The sequence below is a fragment of the Mycobacteriales bacterium genome (assembly GCA_040902655.1).
GTDB lineage: Bacteria > Actinomycetota > Actinomycetes > Mycobacteriales > SCTD01 > SCTD01.
The window spans coordinates 45,347-62,474 of record JBBDWV010000032.1 but is presented as its reverse complement, the minus strand read 5'-3'; the positions used below and the strand labels follow the sequence as shown (position 1 = coordinate 62,474).

Sequence of the window (17,128 nt, the reverse complement as noted above, 5' to 3'; positions counted from 1 at the left end):
CGCGGCGCTGCTCGCCCGCGCCCGCGAGGCGCTCGCCGAGGGTCCCGAGGCCGCGCTGTGGGAGCTGTGGTCCGGCAGCCCGTGGCCGGCCCGGCTGGAGGCCGCCTCGCTGCGCGGCGGTGCGACGGGGCGGTCGGCCGACCGCGATCTCGACGCGGTGGTGTCGCTGTTCGCCACCGTCGGGCGAGCCGGCGATCGGCGCCGGTTGACCGGCGTCGGCACCCTGCTCGACGAGATCGAGGCTCAGCAGATCCCGGCCGACACGCTCGCCGAGCAGGGCGTGCGCGGGGAGGCGGTCCGGCTGGTGACCGCCCACCGCAGCAAGGGCCTGGAGTGGGATGTCGTCGTCGTGGCCGGCGTGCAGGAGGGGGTCTGGCCCGACCTGCGCCGGCGCTCCACCCTGCTGGAGGCCGAGCGGCTGGCGCCGCTGTCGCAAGGGTCGCTGCGGGCGCCGTCGGAGCGCGCCGAGCTGCTGGCCGACGAGCGGCGGCTGTTCTACGTCGCGCTCACCCGCGCCCGCCGGCGGCTCGCCGTCACCGCCGTGGCCGGCACCGACGAGGAGGGTGAGCGGCCGTCCCGCTTCCTGTCCGAGCTGGGGCTTGCGGTGCAGGAGCACCTGGACCGGGTGGCCCGGCCGTTGTCGCTGCCGTCCCTGGTGGCCGCGCTGCGCCGGACGGCCGTCGATCCCGCGCGGAGCCCGGCCGCGCGTCGGGCGGCAGCGTCCCGGCTGGCCCGGCTGGCTGCCGAGGTCGACGTCGAGGGCCGGCCATTGGCGCCGGCTGCGCACCCTGCGTCCTGGTGGGGGCTCGCGTCGGTCAGCTCCTGCGCGACGCCGGTGCACCCGGAGGGCACGCCGGTGCCGCTGTCCGGCACCTCGCTGAGCGGGCTCGAGGAGTGCCCGCTGCGCTGGTTCCTCGAGCACGAGGTGCACGCGCAGTCCGCAGCCTCCTCCGCGATGGGCTTCGGGGGAGTGGTGCACGCGCTGGCCGACGAGGTCGCCACCGGCCGCACTCCCGCCGAGCTCGACGTGCTGATGGCCCGGCTCGACACGGTGTGGGGGCAGCTGGCCTACGACGCGCCGTGGCAGTCGGCCCAGCAGCACGAGCAGGCGCGCGAGGCGCTGCGCCGCTTCCTGACCTGGCACGCCGCGGCGCGGGACAGGACGCTGGTCGCCACGGAGGTGCCGTTCCGGGTCGAGCTGGAGGCGCCCGGCGGTCCCGTCCTGCTGCGCGGTTTCCTGGACCGGGTCGAGCTCGACCGCGACGGCCGGGTGCACGTCGTCGACCTCAAGACGGGGAAGGCGCCCTTCACCAAGGCCGCCATCGCCGGCCATGCCCAGCTCGGCAGCTATCAGCTGGCCGTGCGCGCGGGTGCCCTCGACGAGCTGCTGCCCGACCGACCCGAGGTCGGCGGGGCCGAGCTGGTGATGCTGCGGGTCGCCGACGGGTCCGGCCCCAAGGTCCAGGCACAGGAGGGGCTCGAGCCGTCCCCGACCTGGGTGGAGGCGCTGCTCGACACCGCCGTGCGGCGGGTGCTCGGCGAGAGCTTCCCGCCCACCCCGCAGGAGCGGTGCGGGCGCTGCCCGTTCCGCAGCTGCTGCCCCGCACAGCCCGACGGCCGGCAGGTGGTGACGTGACCGCACCCGAGCGGGTTGCTCGCCGCTGCCCAGCACGCACCGGGGACCCCGCATGAGACCCGCCGACCTGCGCGACCTGCTCGGCATCCCGTTCACCGACGAGCAGCTGGCGGCCGCGACGGCGCCGCTCGCCCCCGCCCTGGTGGTGGCAGGCGCCGGCTCCGGCAAGACCAGCGTGATGGCCGCCCGGGTCGTGTGGCTGGTGGCCACGGGGCAGGTGGCGCCGGACCAGGTGCTCGGGCTGACCTTCACCAACAAGGCCGCGGCCGAGCTGGCGGGCCGGCTGCGCGGCGGGCTGCTCCACGCGGGCGAGATTGGCGAGCCGGTCGTGTCGACCTACCACGCGTTCGCCGGCCGGCTGGTCACCGAGCACGGCCTGCGCCTGGGCGTCGAGCCGCGCTCGCGGCTGCTCGCCGACGCGACCCGCTATCAGCTCGCGGCGCGCGTCCTGCGGCGCCACCGCGGGCCGATCACCCACCTCACCAGCCCGTTGACCATGCTGGTCGCCGACCTGGTATCGCTGGAGTCCGAGCTGTCCGAGCACCTCGTCGCCCCGGAGCAGCTGCGCGCCTGGGACGCCGAGTGGCTGGAGGTCGTCGAGGCGACCTGCGCCGAGCTGGACGGCCAGAAGGGCACGAAGGGCCACTGCGACGAGCTTCGTACGATGGCGCTCGCGGCGCGTCGGCGGCACGAGCTCGCGGGCCTGGTCGCGGCGTACCGCACCGCCAAGAGCGAGCTGGACGCGCTCGACTTCGGGGACCAGGTGGCGTTGGCCGCGCGGCTGGCCGAGACGGTGCCGGAGGTCGGTGCCGCCGAGCGGGAGCGCTCGAGGGTGGTGCTGCTCGACGAGTACCAGGACACCAGCGTCGCGCAGCGCCGGATGCTGGTGGGGCTGTTCGGCGCTCCCTTGGCCCCTGGTCACCCGGTGACGGCGGTCGGTGACCCGTGCCAGGCGATCTACGGCTGGCGAGGGGCGTCGGTGTCCAATCTCGACGGCTTCCCGCGGCACTTCGCGCATCCCGACGGCAGCCAGGCCGCGACCTTCGCCCTCGCCGTCAACCAGCGCTCCGGCGGCCGGCTGCTGGCCCTGGCCAATTCCGTCGCGTCCTCGCTGCGGCTGCGGCACCGGATCGTCGAGTTGCAGGCACCGCCGGCCAAGGCCGACCTGGGGGAGACGGTCGTCGCGCTGCACACCACCTGGCAGTCCGAGTGCACCTGGGTGGCCGCGCAGGTGAAGGCTGCCGTCGACGCCGGCACGCCGCCGCGCGAGTGCGCCGTCCTGGTCCGCGCGCGCAGCGACTTCGCCGACCTGTACGCCGCTCTCACCGCAGCGGGCCTGCCGGTCGAGGTGGTCGGGCTCGGCGGGCTGCTGGCGCTGCCGGAGGTCGCCGACGTGGTCGCGGTCCTGCAGGTGCTCGATGACCCCACCGCCAACGCGCCGCTGCTGCGGCTGCTCACGGGGCCGCGCTGGCGGCTCGGTGCCCGCGACCTCGCGGTGCTCGGGCGGCGGGCGCGGGAGATCCTGGCCGTCGAGCAGCGGGGTGCGGACCCCTCCGACGGGACCGCGCTCGAGCAGGCGGTCGCGGGGGTCGACCCGTGCGACGTCGTGGCGCTGGCCGACGCGCTGGACCGACCCGGCTCGCAGGGCTGGTCGGCCGAGGCGCTGGCGCGGGTCACCGCCCTCGACGCCGAGCTGCGCACCCTGCGCGGCTTCCGCGACGAGCCGCTGCTCGACCTCGTCCACCGGGTCGTGGAGGTCACCGGCCTCGACGTCGAGTTGGCCGCCTCGCCGGAGGCGGTGCAGGCCCGGCGGCGCGAGTCGCTGTCCGCCTTCTTCGACGTGGTCGCCGGTTTCACCGACCTCGACGGCGAGACCAGCCTGAGTGCGTTCCTGGCCTTCCTGCGCGCGGCGCAGGAGCACGAGCGCGGGCTCGACGCGGTGACGCCGAGCGGCAGCGACGCGGTGCAGCTGCTGACCGCCCACCGTTCCAAGGGACTGGAGTGGGACGTCGTCGCCTGTCCCGACCTGACCCGCAAGGTCTTTCCGTCCGACACCCTGCGCGACCGCTGGACCACCAGCGGGTCGGTGCTGCCCGGCCCGCTGCGCGGTGACGCCGAGGACCAGCCGACGCTCGCCCGCTACGACAAGGACGGCCTGAAGGCCTACGTCCAGGAGTGCCGCGACCACCTCGAGCGCGAGGAGCGGCGGCTGGGCTATGTCGCCTTCACCCGTGCGCGGCACCTGCTCATCGGCAGCGGCCACTGGTGGGGGGCGACGCAGAAGAAGCCACGCGGGCCGTCCACGTTTCTCGGCGAGCTGCGCGCCCACGCCCTTGCCGGCGGCGGCCGGGTGGAGTGCTGGGCCGACAGGCCCCTGGAGACGAGCAACCCCGCGCTCGTCGAGCCGGCGCAGCACGTCTGGCCTGCGCCGTACGACGAGGAGCCCTACACGCGCCGCCGCGCCGCCGCCGACGCGGTGCTGGCCGACCTGGCCGCGCTCGAGGCCGGCCTCGCCCTGCCGGCCGAGGACCTTGCCGGTCTGCTGCCGTGGGAGCGCGAGCAGCTCGAGCGGTACGACCGGGAGGCCCTGCTGCTGCTCGAGGAGGAGCGGGCGGCGCGCCGGGGCGTCCGCGAGGTGGCCCTGCCGACAGCGCTGACCGCCAGCCAGCTGCTGCGGCTGCAGGCCGACCCGGCGGGCCTGGCCCGCGAGCTGGCCCGACCGCTGCCGCGCCGGCCGGTGGCGGCGGCGCAGCGCGGGACCCGCTTCCACGCCTGGGTCGAGGCGCTGTTCGACCAGCGCCCGCTGCTCGGCCCCGACGAGCTGCCCGGCGCCGGCGACGACGGGCTCGACGGCGACGTCGCCCTCGAGCGCCTGCAGGAGGCGTTCCTGGCCTCCCCGTGGGCGAGCCGCCGCCCGTACGCCGTGGAGGCGGGCTTCGTGCTGCCGGTCGCCGGCCGGGTGGTGCGCGGGCGCATCGACGCGGTCTACGACCTCGGCGACGGCCGCTGGGAGGTGGTCGACTGGAAGACCGGCAGCGAGAGCGCCGACCCGCTCCAGCTCGCCGTCTACCGGCTGGCCTGGGCGCGGCTGGCCGGCGTCGAGCCGGCTGCGGTGGAGGGTGTCTTCCACTACGTCGCCACCGGCGAGGAGGTGCGCCACGGCGACGAGCTGCCGGGGGAGGCCGAGCTGGCCCAGCTGCTGCGTGGTGAGGTCGAGGCGGAGGCGCTCACGCTGCCGTGAGCGGCGGCGCTGTGAGCGGCGGTGGTGGCGCGGCGACCCGGGTGCGGCGGCGGTGGCGCGGCGGCCTGGGTGCGGCGATCCGGGTCCGGCGACGGTCCGCAGGTGATCAACGCCGCATTTGCGCATTTTCCGAGGCAGGCAAATCTGAGGAAGAGCGACGTTGATCATGACGGCACCGAGGGCCCGCTCCTGCTCGGCGGTCAGCCTGCTCGGCGGTCAGCCTGCCCCCAGCCCGCCCCGCAGCACGCCCCGCAGCACCACGGCCCGTGGCGCCTGCAGCACCCGCAGGTCGGCGCGCGGGTCGGCCTCCAGTACCAGCAGGTCGGCCTGCGCGCCCTCGCGCAGCCCGTCCCGCCCCAGCCACTGGCGCGCGGCCCAGCAGGCGGCCGACAGGGCCGCCGCCGGGGGGAGTCCGGCGCGGGCCAGCTCGAGGACCTCGTCGGCGATCCGGCCGTGGGCCAGTGACCCCCCTGCGTCGGTCCCGGCATAGACCGGCAGACCGGCCTCGTACGCCGACGCGACCGTGTCGTAGCGGCGTGCGTGCAGCGCCCGCATGTGGGCGGCGTACGCCGGGTACTTCTCGTCGGCGCTGGCCGCGATGCCGGGGAAGGTGTCGATGTTGATCAGCGTCGGCACGATCGCGACGCCGCGCGCGGCCAGCAGCGGGAGCATCTGCTCGTCCAGACCGGTGGCGTGCTCGATGCAGTCGATGCCGGCCTCGACCAGGTCGGGCAGGGAGGCCTGCGAGAAGCAGTGCGCCGTGACGCGGGCGCCTTCCGCGTGTGCGGCGGCGATGGCCGGACGCAGTGCCTCCAGCGGCCAGCAGGGCGCGAGATCGCCTGTCTCCCGGTCGATCCAGTCGCCGACCAGCTTGACCCAGCGGTCACCGCGGCGGGCCTGCCGGCGTACCTCCTCGGTCAGCTCCGCCGGCTCGACCTCCGCCGCGAAGTTGCGGAGGTAGCGCTTCGGCCGGGCGATGTGCCGCCCCGCGCGGACCAGTACCGGCAGGTCGGCCCGCTCGTCGACCCACCGGGTGTCGGCCGGTGACCCCGCGTCGCGCAGCAGCAGCGCGCCGGCGTCGCGGTCGGCCAGGGCCTGTTCCTCGGCGGCCGCCGCGTCGACGGCACCGTGCGCGGCCAGGCCGACGTGGCAGTGGGCGTCGACGAGACCGGGCACGACCCACCCGTCGAGGTGGACCACGTCGGTGCCGGCGGGCGGCCGGTCCAGGGTGAGAAGACCGTCGGCCACCCACGCTTCACCCACCACCTCCTCCGGTCCGAGGAGTACGGGTCCGCGCAGGTGGAGTACCGAGGTCATCGGCGCAGGCTACGAGGTGGCGCCGCCGAGCCGGACCCGACGGCGATTCCCGATGCACCCACGGTGCGTCAGTAGCCGGCGGCAGCCGGCAGATGGCAGCCGGTCACGAGCCGGAGCGTGGCGTTGGCCAGGGTGCCGAAGCGCAGCAGCGACTCCCACTCGCCGCGCAGCACGATCTCGTGTTCGCCGGGCCTGTCGACCACCACGTCGGCGGCCGTGAAGCCGTACTGCGCCGCCGTCTGCTGCACGAGCTCGGCAGCGCGCGGCCACACCTCATCGGGCACCCCACCCTCCAGCAGCAGGCTGGCCAGGGAACGGATCTCGCCGTTGCTGCGGTCGAACTGCGGGCAGCCGGAGTTGCCACCGGTACCGGTGTCCGCCCAGGGGCCGAGGCCGAGATCGGTCTCCAGCGCGGTACGGACCGCTTCCTGCGCCTCGGTCAGCCGGACCACCTCGGACTCGGAGGTGGGCCGCCCCCGCAGCTCGGCGTTCTGCTGCTCCCGCGTATCCATGGACTCTCCTGCGTCGTCGGTGCATCCGGTCAGCACGAGCAGCACGACGACGACCCCGGCTGCCAGCCGGGCTCTCACGGCACGGCACCGCTCGCGGGCGCGATGAACGGAATCAGCCTGCGGGCGACGTCCCCGCCCCCGGAGCCGCCGTCGAGCGGTGCACGCTCCGGCACCCCGGCCACCACCGCGGCGATGCCGTACTGGCTGGAGGTCTCCTGGGTCAGGTACTGGCTGTGCCCGAGCGACTCGGCCCGTGCCTCGTTGTCGATGATCTCGCGTGCGGCCGACAGGACGGTGACCCCGGCGAGCTGGTTGGGGTCGGCGCCGAAGGCGGCGAGGTCGGCGACCGGGTCGCGACGGGCCTCGATCACGAACACGTGACCGGCGCGCAGGCCCAGGTTGCGCACGTCGTCGGTGCCGATGCCGGGCGAGCCGAGGAAGACCACGTCGTCGACGCCCGTGCCCTGCTGCAGCGCGATGCCGGTGGTGAGGGAGCCGTAGGAGTGCCCGAGGGCCACCAGGTGACTGGAGCTCTCCCGGGCCGCATCCAGCCCGGTGTAGAACGCGGCCAGGTCCTGCGCGCCACGGGAGGCCGCCACGGGCAGCGCCACCGAGCGCGAGGGCCGCCAGATGTCCCCCGGCTGCGGCGCCTCGTAGCCGAGCCAGGTCACGGCCGCCACCGACCCGCTGCCCGCGCGCTGGGCCATCTCGACGGCCTGGTCGCGCAGGGAGTGCAGCTGGCCGTCATAGCGGGTCAGGCTCTCCTGGACCGTGGAGCCGAGGCCGCCGGTGAAGACGGCGACATGGTCGGCCGTGTCCACGTCCCCGACGGCCACGGCCACCTCGAGCTGCTCCCCGCCGGTGTCCAGCAGGAGCAGCATGCGGTCATCCTTGTCGAGCACCCCGGCCAGCTCGTCCATCCCCTCGAGCTTGCCCCTGGCGTACACCAGAGCTGCGTCGTCGTCGGTGAAGGCCCCGCCGAACCAGTTGTCCCGCAGCCGTTTTTCCAGCCGCACGACCTCGGCTGCCAGCAGCGCCCGCTCAGCGTCCAACCGGGCCCGGTTGGCCGCATCACGGATCCCGGCAGGAATACCGTCGAGGCTGCCGAGCAGCTCGGGGGCGGTGACGAGCACGCCCTGCTGGACCTCCGGCGGCAGGGTGGCCCACCAGGCGCTCACGTCGTAGGGGTCGCTGCCCCGGTCCGGAACCTGCCGGCCGTCGACCGCGTCGAGCAGCCGGGTGCGCTCGGCCAGGGCGTACGCCTCCAGCGGGCTGGTCGACGTGAGCAGCCCGGCGATCCCCGGCGCGATGCCGGCCAGCAGGAGCCCCAACGCATCCCCTGCCCGGATGGCGGCCGCGGCATCGCGGTCGGCCTCGGTCGCACTGCGCAGGGCCTCGCGGGCTCCTGCCTCAGCCCGCCGACGCGCCTCGTCTGCGGCAGCGAAAGCGTCTGCCACACGCTGCTTCTCGGCGTACGGCGCGTCGGCTGACATCAGCACCGGCCGGGGCGGCAGCACGCCGCCGTCCTCGAGCATCGTCAGCCCGTGGTCGTCGGCCAGCCGCGAGGAACGGACCAGCAGCTCCTGGGCCGCCTCCAGCATCGCGCCGACGCGGGTCACCGCATCGCCCTGCAGGGAGAAGGACTGTTCGAGCGCCGCGAGCGCGAGCACGAGGGATTCGGCTGCGGTCCGGGCCGCGTCGGCGCCGGGACTTTCCCAGCGCATCTCGCCCACGGCCCGGTTGACGCCCCGCTGGAGCTCGAGCAGCAGGTCTGCGGTCGCGCGAAGGTCGGCCGCCGCCGCGGTCAGCAGCTCGGGCGACCAGCCGCGCAGCCGCGAGACCGCCAGGCTCATCGGCCGAGTGCGGCCGCGCCGGCAGCGTCCGCGCGCCGCAGCCCGGCGACCGCCGCCTCCAGCAGCGCCGCGTAGCGCTCGAGAACGGCTCCCACCTCGGCCATCTCACCGGCCCACTCGGCAGCCTCCTCGCAGGTGGCCCGGGACAGCTCGCCGCCGGGAACAGCCACGGCGATCTGGCGCAGCGCGGCGCCGCCCGGGGCGGCGTCCAGACGCGCGCCGACGCCGCGCACGCAGGCGGCGGTGGTCAGCACGGAGTCCGCGTCCAGGGCCAACCGGAAGGGCACCGGCGCAAGGTATCAACGCGGCGTCGGTTCAGTGCGCCAGTTCCACGAGCAGTGCCCGGTGGTCGGACACCGCCAGCTCCGGCGCCTCGACGGCGGTCACGGCCGGCAGGTCGCCCGAGCCGAGGACGTGGTCGAGCTGGATCCGCGGCTGCCACGCCGGATAGGTCGCCACCCTTGCCAGGGACCGCCAGCGCGACAGGACGGTGGGAAACGGCGGCGGCATGTTGAGGTCGCCGAGCAGCACCCGCGGGCCCGGCAGCCGCATCAGGTCGGTGGTCAGCGTGCGCAGCTGCCTGCCGTTCCAGATCGGCACGAAGGACAGGTGCGTCGTGGCGATCGTCATGCTCCCGGCCGGCGTCGCGACGACGGCGGCCACGCCGACCCGCGGCTCGTCCCGCAGCCAGATCAGCTGCCGGCTGCCGGGCAGCACGACCGGCGAGCGCAGCGGCGCGGCGGCCAGCCGCGTGACGTGCCACGACAGGACCGGGAACCGCGAGACCAGCCCGATGCCGTACGCCGCGCCGCTCCCGTCATGGTCCCCGTCACCGGCCGCGCGCCAGCTGCCGCCGGGAGTGCCGACGAGCGCGGGGACGAACCGCCAGTGCGACGTGCCCATCCCCTCGGCGACCTGCAACGTGAGGTCGGCCGAGTGCGAGCGCGGCTGGAAGCGGTCCACCTCCTGCAGCCCGACGACGTCGGCCCGCAGCGCCCGCACCGCGTCGGCGAGCCGGCCCGGCGTGACGAGGCGGTCCGGCAGGCTCATGCCGTTCAGCAGGTTCAGCGTCGCCAGCCGCACCGCGCCGACGGTAGCCCTGTGCACGTGCTGCGAGGATCGGCGGATGACCACGATCGGCGCCCCGTCCACCGCCGCGACCCACGAGGTGACCAACCAGCCGCCGCCGCTGACCGGTCACGACGTCGCCGCCGACCCGGTGCTGCTCGCCGGCCTGGATCGGGAGGGGTCCGGCTGGTACCTCGACGACCTGCACCGGCTCGGCCGCCTCGCGGGCTCGGAGCAGGCGCAGCGCTGGGGGGACCAGGCCAACCGGCACGAGCCTGAGCTGCGCACCCACGACCGCTACGGCCACCGCGTCGACGAGGTGGACTTCCATCCCGCCTGGCACGCGCTGATGGACGTCGCGGTCAGCGAGGGGCTGGCCGGCGCACCCTGGGCGGACCCGCAGCCGGGCGCGCACGTCGCCCGCGCGGCCGGCTTCTTCACCTGGAGCCAGGTCGAGGCCGGCCACGGCTGCCCGGTCTCGATGACCTACGCCGTCGTCCCGGCGCTGCGGACGACACCGGAGCTGGCCGCGGTCTACGAGCCGCTGCTCACCAGCCGGACCTACGACCCGGGCCTACGGGTGCCGACCGGCAAGGCCGGGCTGCTCGCCGGCATGGGGATGACCGAGAAGCAGGGCGGCTCCGACGTCCGCGCCAACACCACCGTCGCGACGCCGCAGGCAGACGGCAGCTGGACGCTGCGCGGCCACAAGTGGTTCACCAGCGCGCCGATGTGCGACCTGTTCCTCGTCCTCGCGCAGGTGGCCGCACCCTCCGGGGGAACGGGGCTGTCCTGCTTCCTGGTGCCGCGCGTCCTGCCGGACGGCACCCGGAACGTGTTCCGGATCCAGCGGCTCAAGGACAAGCTCGGCAACCGCAGCAACGCCTCCGCCGAGCCCGAGTTCGACGGCACCGTCGCCGAGCTGGTCGGCGAGCCGGGTCGCGGAGTGCACACCATCCTGTCGATGGTCGCGGCCACCCGCCTCGACTGCGTGATCGGCAGCGCCGCCGGGATCCGGGCCGCGGTCGTGCAGGCCACCCACCACGCCGCGCACCGGTCGGCGTTCGGCAGCCGGCTGCTGGACAAGCCGCTCATGCGCAACGTGCTCGCCGACCTGCAGGTGGAGTCCGAGGCGGCCACCACGCTCATGCTCCGGCTGGCCGGAGCCGCCGACCGGGCCGAGCGCGGCGACGGGCAGGAGCAGGCCTTCAAGCGGATCGCCACGGCGGTCGGGAAGTACTGGGTCTGCAAGCGCTTCCCGTCCGTCGCGGCCGAGGCGCTCGAGTGCCTGGGCGGCAACGGCTACGTCGAGGAGTCGGGCATGCCGCGGCTCTACCGCGAGGCGCCGCTCAACTCGGTGTGGGAGGGCTCGGGGAACGTCAACGCGCTCGACGTGCTGCGCGCCCTGACCCGCGAGCCGGCCGGCGTCGAGGCCTTCTTCGCCGAGCTCGAACTCGCGCGCGGCGCCGACCCGCGGCTCGACGGGGCGGTCCGCGCGCTGCAGGCCGGGCTGGCCGATCCCGACGAGATCGAGAGCCGCACCCGCCGGCTGGTGGAGCAGATGGCCCTGGTGCTGCAGGGCTCCCTGCTCGTACGTCACGCGCCCACGCCGGTCGCCGACGCCTTCTGCGCCAGCCGGCTCGCCGGGGACTGGGGCCACGCCTTCGGCACCCTGCCGAAGGGCACCGACACGACGGCTGTCCTGGCCCGCGCCCTTCCGCAGGCCTAGTCCCACGTCGCCCTTGCCGGCGGCTACTTCGCCAGCTGGTGCATCGCCTGGGCGAGCAGGAAGTACCTGTTCTTGCCCAGGTCACCGATCGTCCTGATGCGGAAGGCCTTGCGCAGCGCCTCGGCGTCGTCCTCGGTCACCCCGGTCAGCGCGGTGAGCGGCGCCGCCAGGATCTCGGTGAGGGACGAGGACTCATGGGACTCCTCCAGGTACTTGCTGAGGTCGGCGCTGACGGCCATGTCGCTCCTTCGGCTACGGCAGGGTGGTGCGGCACACCCTGCCGTACCTCGGGCCGCGAGCGCGAGCGGCCTGCTGCCCGGGTCACCACGCGCGGAGCCGTACTAGCGTCGAGCAGGTGCCGCCTCCCGCGAAGACCGCCGTCCGCCGCGCTGCCACGAAGGGACCGGTACGTGCGCGGCCGGCCCCGCAGCCCGACTACCCGCTCGAGCGGTTCACCCTGGACAACGGCCTGCGCGTCGTCCTGAGCCCGGACAGCAGCAGCCCGGTCGTCGCAGTCGCCGTCTACTACGACGTGGGGATGCGCAGCGAGCCCCAGGGCCGCACCGGCTTTGCGCACCTGTTCGAACACCTGATGTTCCAGGGCAGCGCGAGCCTGGGCAAGACCGAGCACTTCACCTACGTCCAGGGCAACGGCGGCACCCTGAACGGCTCGACGCACGTGGACTACACCAACTACTACGAGGTGATGCCGAGCGCGGCGACCGAGCTGGCGCTGTTCCTCGAGGCCGACCGGATGCGCAGCGTCGCGGTCACCCAGGACAACCTCGACAACCAGATCGCCGTGGTGCAGAACGAGATCCGGGTCAACGTCCTCAACCGGTCGTACGGCGGCTTCCCCTGGCTGCTGATCCCGCCCGTGCTGTTCGACGACTTCGCCAACAGCCACAACGGCTACGGCGACTTCGTCGACCTGGAGAGCTCCACCCTCGAGGACGCCCGCGGCTTCTTCGAGCGCTACTACGCGCCGGGCAACGCCGTGCTCACCGTCGTCGGCGACCTCGACGTCGCCCAGGTGAAGGGCTGGGTGCAGCACCACTTCGGTGACATCCCCGCCCGGCCGACGCCCGAGCGCCCGAGCTTCGCCGAACCGCTGCCTACCGCCGAGCGCCGCGTCACCGTGCACGACCGGCTCGCGCCGGCGCCGGCCGTCGCCCTGGCCTGGCGGGTCCCGGACCCGGCGGACCTGGCGACCTACCTGCCCTACGTCGTGCTCGCCGAGGTGCTCACCGACGGCGACGCCTCCCGGCTGCAGGAGCGCATGATCCTCGAGGACCGCAGCGCCACGCACATCAGCGGCTACCTGGGCCTGCTCGGCGACCCGCTCGACGCCCGCGATCCGACGCCCCTGCTGCTGGAGGTGCACCATCCCGAGGAGACGCCGGTCCAGGACGTGCTGGACACCGTGGACGAGGAGCTCCGCCGGCTGGCCGGCGACGGGCTGCCCGCCGCGGAGCTCGACCGGACCGTGGCGCGGATGACGGCCCGCTACCTGCGTGAGGTCGACTCGGTGCTCGGGCGGGCCACCACGATGGCGGTCTTCGAGCAGCAGCGGGACCGTGCGGAGCTGGTCAACGAGCTGCCGGGCCTGCTGCGGCAAGTGAGCCCGCAGGACGTGCAGGCGGCAGCCGCGACGCTGACCGCCGACACCCGCACCGTCCTCGAGCTGCGACCGGGGGCGCAGGCATGACGGCCGCGCAGAAGCGCCCCGTCCCGCCGCTGGCCCGACCGCGGCCGGTCAAGCTCCCGACCGTCGCGGACCGCACGCTCGACAACGGCCTGCGGGTCCTGGCCGTACGCCGCCCCGGTGTCCCGCTGGCCGAGCTGCGGTTGCGCATCCCGTTCGCCGGCCCGGCCGGCAAGGGTGGTCGCGCGTTCACCGCGCAGGCCTCGCTCCTCGGCGACACGCTGCTGTCCGGCACCGGCCGGCGCGACGCCGCGCAGCTGGCCGCCGACCTGCAGGCGCTCGGCGGACAGCTGTCGGCGAGCACCGACGCCGACCGGCTCGGCTTCGGCGGCTCGGTCCTGGTGGACGGGCTGCCGGGGCTGCTGGAGATCCTCGCCGACGTCCTGAGCGGGGCCAGCTATCCCAAGCGCGAGGTGCTCGGGGAGCGGGACCGGCTCGTGCAGGAGCTGGCCATCTACCGCAGCCAGGCCGCCGTCGTCGCCCGGGAAGCCCTGCTCGGCAGGCTGTACGGCGACCACCCGTACGGCCGGGAGTTGCCGACGGCGCAGGAGGTGCAGGAGGTCAAGCCCGGCGCGCTGCGCGCCCTGCACGCCAAGCGTGTCGTCCCCGCCGGCAGCATCCTGACCGTCGTCGGCGATCTGTCCCCGGCCCGGGCTCTCGGTCAGGTCGAGGCGGCGCTGGCCGGCTGGTCGGCCACCAGCCGGACCTACGACACCCCCGCCCTGCCGCCGGCGACAGCGCAGCCGGCGCTGCTGCTGGACCGTCCGGGCGCCGTGCAGACGACGCTGCGGATGGCCGCCGGCGCACCGTCGCGCAGCGACGCCGACTTCGCCGCCTTCTCGCTGGCGAACCTGGTCTTCGGCGGCTACTTCTCCTCCCGGTGGGTCGCCAACATCCGCGAGGACAAGGGCTACACCTACAGCCCGCACGCCCAGGTCGAGCACCCGCCCGCCGGGTCGCGGGTCACCCTCAGCGCCGACGTGTCGACGCCGACGACCGCCGCGGCGCTGCTCGAGACGGTCTACGAGCTGGGGCGGGTGGCGACCACACCGGTCACCCAGGCCGAGCTCGACCAGGCGCGGCGCTACGCGGTGGGCTCACTGGCGCTGGGCACCAGCAGTCAGGCCGGCCTCGCCTCCACGCTCTCGCAGCTGGCCGGGGCCGGGCTCGGCGTCGGCTGGCTGCGGGACTACCCGAAGCAGCTGGCCGCGGTCACCGTGGAGGACGCGCTGGCCGCGGCCTCCCGCTCTCTCGCACCGAGCCGGCTGACCACCGTGCTCGTCGGCGACGTCGCGCAGGTCGAGGCGCCGCTGCGCGCGCTGACCGACGTCGAGCTGGGGTGAGCGCGACTCCCGCGCTGTCCCGCGCCACCGTCGACCGGGACGCCCGGACGCGGGACGATCCGGCAGCGCTCGACCAGGCCTGGCGGGACGCCCGGGTGCTCGTCCTGCACGACGGCGCCGCCCTGGTCGCCGAGGACGACCGGCCGCGGCTGGTGCTGGTGCCCAGCAGCCAGGCGCCGGACGGCGACCGGCTCTACCTCGGCCGGGACGCCGCCGGACCGGTCTTCGCCGTCGTCGGCCCGCTGCAGCGCCGGCTGGGCGCCCGCCCGCTGGGCCTGCGCGACGTCGGTGGGCTGCTGGACGACCGCGACGCCGGGCTGCTGGTGCATGCCGTCGGCCTGACCAACTGGCACGCGACGCACCCGCACTGCCCGCGCTGCGGCGCCGCGACCGGCGTCGTCCGCGGCGGCTCGGTGCGACGGTGCCCGGCCGACGGCAGCGAGCACTTCCCGCGCAGCGACCCGGCGATGATCGTGCTGGTCCACGACGGCGCGGACCGCTGTGTCCTCGGGCGGCAGGCGATCTGGCCGGCCGGCCGGTTCTCCACGCTGGCCGGTTTCGTCGAGCCCGGCGAGAGCGTCGAGCAGGCGGTGGTCCGCGAGGTCGCCGAGGAGACCGGAGTGGCCGTGCGGGACGTCAGCTACGTCGCCAGTCAGCCGTGGCCCTTCCCGTCCAGCCTGATGCTCGGTTTCCGGGCCCGCTGCGAGGCCGACGCCGTGCCGCTTCCCGTGGACGGCGAGCTGGAGGACGTCCGCTGGTTCACCCGCAGCGAGTTGCGCGCCGCCACCACCTGGGGTGACCGCGGGGACAGCCTGCAACTGCCCCCGCCGGTGTCCATCGCCGCGCTGCTGATCCAGGACTGGCTGGCCGAGGACTGAGCTCGACCGGCCGGGGCAGACAGCGCTCATGACCTCCACCGTCGACGATGCGGAACAGGCTGCGCGAGCCGCGTACGACAGCCGCCCGCTCGAGGTGCTGGCCCGGCTCGGCCTGGCCGCCCGCGGGCTGGTCTGGCTGGTGCTCGGCCTGCTCGCGTTCTCGCTGGCCCGTGGCGTCGCGGCCGATGCCGACCAGGACGGCGCGTTCCGCGCGCTGGCGCACACCCCGGTCGGCGGCCCGCTGCTGGCCACTCTCGCACTCGGCTTTCTCGGCTACGCCACCTGGCTGCTGCTCTCGGCTGCGGTCGGCCACCGAGCCGAGACCGGCGCGACCCGGCTGCGGCACCGCGCGGAGGGGCTGGTCAAGGGGATCTTCTACCTGGCCCTGTGCGCCGGCACCGTGCGGTTCCTCCTGCGCGGGAGCGGGACCGGTGACGTGCGGTCGCGCACCGCGCAGGTGCTGGCGCACCCCGGCGGGCGGACGGCCGTCGCTCTGGTCGGCCTGGTCGTGGTGGGTGTCGGGCTGTACATGATCGCCAAGGCGGTGACCCGGCGGCACGCCGACTGCCTCGAGCACTACCGCGTCCCGCCCCGGCTGCGGCGCCCGGCGGTGTTCGTCGGGGCAGTGGGCTATCTCGGCCGTGGCCTGGTGGTCGCCCTGGTCGGTGCCTTCCTGCTCCGGGCCGCCGTGCTCGCCGACGCACGGCAGGCCAAGGGACTGGACGCGGCACTGGAGACCGTCGCGCAGCAGCCGTACGGGCAGGTCCTGCTGGCGTCGGCCGCGACCGGGCTGCTGGCCTTCGCGCTGTGGTCGTTCTTCGAGGCGGCCTACCGCGACCTGTAGGCCACGGCCGGGAGAGCCCACTGCGCCGGAGGGCTCAGCGGCGCCCGGCCAGCTCGGGCGGGAGCGGGACGCCGGGGTCGCTCGCTGACATCACGATCTCGCGGGACAGGTCGTGCACCTTGCGGCCACGCGACCGGGCGACCTTGCGCAGCCGCTCGAAGGCCTGCCGGGGGCTGCTGCGCTGCCGCTCGGTGAGCACGCCGATGGCCTGCTCCACCACGACCCGGGCGGCGAGGGCGTGCTCGAGCTGCCGCACCGACATCCGCAGCTGGCCCACCTCGTCCAGCGGCGCGTCGCTCTTGGCCGGCCGGGCGCCGGGCGACAGGTCGTCGGCCAGCAGGTCGGCCAGCACCATCGCGCTGGTGAGGTCGCCGGCCGACTCCTCGCCGACCGCCCAGCCACCCTCCGGCGCGCGCCGGATCACGACGCCCTGGGCGATCAGCGGGCTGAGGTGGGCGGAGATGACCTGGGCCAGCTGTTCGAGGACGGCGAGGGTGTCCCGATCGACCTGGACGGAGCTGCGGTCGATGCCGCAGAGCGTGGCCACCACCTGACCGGCAGGATCGCAGACCGGCACCCCGACGTAGGAGACGATGCCCAGCTCGCGACGGGTGGCGGCGTCGGCGTAGTCCGGGTCATGGGCGGCGTCGGACGTGCTGGGCGGCGCGCCGGCGAGCAGCCGGTGGCACAGCGAGGCGCTGCGCTCGACGCTGGCACCCTTCTCGACGCCCGGCCACTCGGCGCTGGAGTGCACCCGTTCGAAGGTGAAGGTGTCCTCGGTCAGCCCGCCGAGGAAGATGATCTCCATCCCCAACAGGGATGCGGCGGTGGACATGACGGCGTCGATGGCCGGGTGCTGGGGGAGCGGCAGGGTCACGGGAGGCTTCCGGAGTGGAGGGCGGGTCAGTGCCGGACGCGGGACCGTCCCGCGCGCCTGGCCTCATCATTGCCTCTCGACGCCGCTCGTGGGGGAATTCTCACCCCGACGGCGGTCCGGCCGGC

At 75.0% G+C, this 17,128-nt stretch carries 14 protein-coding genes; 7 read left to right on the top strand and 7 right to left on the bottom strand.

Going from position 1 to position 17,128, the window contains the following annotated elements:
- Together WD794_09760 and WD794_09755 are read left to right on the top strand one after the other, a co-directional pair.
- The coding region (locus WD794_09760; GenBank protein ID MEX2290597.1) for a PD-(D/E)XK nuclease family protein at window positions 1-1,636 on the top strand (1,636 nt) is incomplete at its 5' end.
- Between the two features lie 52 nt (window positions 1,637-1,688).
- The gene (locus WD794_09755) at window positions 1,689-4,877 is read left to right on the top strand and encodes an ATP-dependent DNA helicase (GenBank protein MEX2290596.1); all 3,189 of its coding nucleotides are present in this window, start codon (window positions 1,689-1,691) and stop codon (window positions 4,875-4,877) included.
- A gap of 216 nt (window positions 4,878-5,093) precedes the next feature.
- Here the strand turns inward: WD794_09755 and WD794_09750 are convergent, their stop codons facing one another.
- The 5 genes from WD794_09750 to WD794_09730 all read right to left on the bottom strand — a co-directional run bounded on the left by WD794_09750 (window position 5,094) and on the right by WD794_09730 (window position 9,666).
- The gene (locus WD794_09750) at window positions 5,094-6,194 is read right to left on the bottom strand and encodes an amidohydrolase family protein (protein ID MEX2290595.1); all 1,101 of its coding nucleotides are present in this window, start codon (window positions 6,192-6,194) and stop codon (window positions 5,094-5,096) included.
- A gap of 68 nt (window positions 6,195-6,262) precedes the next feature.
- On the bottom strand, window positions 6,263-6,784 hold the full coding sequence (locus WD794_09745) for an LppA family lipoprotein (GenBank protein ID MEX2290594.1): 522 nt from the start codon (window positions 6,782-6,784) through the stop codon (window positions 6,263-6,265).
- Entirely contained in the window at window positions 6,781-8,559 is a 1,779-nt protein-coding gene (locus WD794_09740) for an alpha/beta hydrolase (protein MEX2290593.1), read from the bottom strand. Before WD794_09740 ends, WD794_09745 begins: the two co-directional genes overlap by 4 nt.
- A complete protein-coding gene (locus WD794_09735) occupies window positions 8,556-8,846 on the bottom strand; it encodes a hypothetical protein (protein MEX2290592.1) in 291 nt (96 codons plus the stop codon). Before WD794_09735 ends, WD794_09740 begins: the two co-directional genes overlap by 4 nt.
- A 28-nt stretch (window positions 8,847-8,874) precedes the next feature.
- Window positions 8,875-9,666: an endonuclease/exonuclease/phosphatase family protein gene (locus WD794_09730; protein MEX2290591.1), complete on the bottom strand. Its 792-nt coding sequence runs from the start codon at window positions 9,664-9,666 to the stop codon at window positions 8,875-8,877.
- A 19-nt stretch (window positions 9,667-9,685) separates the two neighbouring features.
- Between WD794_09730 and WD794_09725 the strand changes: the two genes are divergently transcribed.
- Entirely contained in the window at window positions 9,686-11,356 is a 1,671-nt protein-coding gene (locus tag WD794_09725; protein ID MEX2290590.1) for an acyl-CoA dehydrogenase family protein, read from the top strand.
- Between the two features lie 23 nt (window positions 11,357-11,379).
- On the opposite strand, the gene WD794_09720 is transcribed toward WD794_09725, so the two are convergent.
- Window positions 11,380-11,595, bottom strand: coding sequence for a hypothetical protein (locus tag WD794_09720; protein ID MEX2290589.1), 216 nt, complete (start codon window positions 11,593-11,595; stop codon window positions 11,380-11,382).
- A gap of 116 nt (window positions 11,596-11,711) precedes the next feature.
- Here WD794_09720 and WD794_09715 point away from each other — a divergent pair, with 116 nt between their 5' ends.
- From WD794_09715 to WD794_09700, 4 genes are read left to right on the top strand one after another with little or no spacing between them, the layout of a single operon-like run.
- Window positions 11,712-13,064 carry a pitrilysin family protein gene (locus WD794_09715; GenBank protein MEX2290588.1) on the top strand — a complete coding sequence of 451 codons (1,353 nt, stop codon included), beginning with the start codon at window positions 11,712-11,714 and terminating at the stop codon, window positions 13,062-13,064.
- Complete coding sequence (locus WD794_09710; GenBank protein ID MEX2290587.1) at window positions 13,061-14,404, top strand: pitrilysin family protein; 1,344 nt, start codon at window positions 13,061-13,063, stop codon at window positions 14,402-14,404. The genes WD794_09715 and WD794_09710 overlap by 4 nt, the downstream gene beginning before the upstream one ends.
- Window positions 14,401-15,282 (top strand): NAD(+) diphosphatase, encoded by an 882-nt coding sequence (gene nudC / locus WD794_09705; GenBank protein MEX2290586.1) that lies wholly within the window; start codon window positions 14,401-14,403, stop codon window positions 15,280-15,282. The genes WD794_09710 and nudC overlap by 4 nt, the downstream gene beginning before the upstream one ends.
- A 28-nt stretch (window positions 15,283-15,310) precedes the next feature.
- Window positions 15,311-16,126, top strand: coding sequence for a DUF1206 domain-containing protein (locus WD794_09700; GenBank protein MEX2290585.1), 816 nt, complete (start codon window positions 15,311-15,313; stop codon window positions 16,124-16,126).
- A gap of 34 nt (window positions 16,127-16,160) precedes the next feature.
- Here the strand turns inward: WD794_09700 and WD794_09695 are convergent, their stop codons facing one another.
- A complete protein-coding gene (locus WD794_09695) occupies window positions 16,161-17,003 on the bottom strand; it encodes a GAF and ANTAR domain-containing protein (GenBank protein ID MEX2290584.1) in 843 nt (280 codons plus the stop codon).
- Window positions 17,004-17,128: the final 125 nt, after the last annotated feature.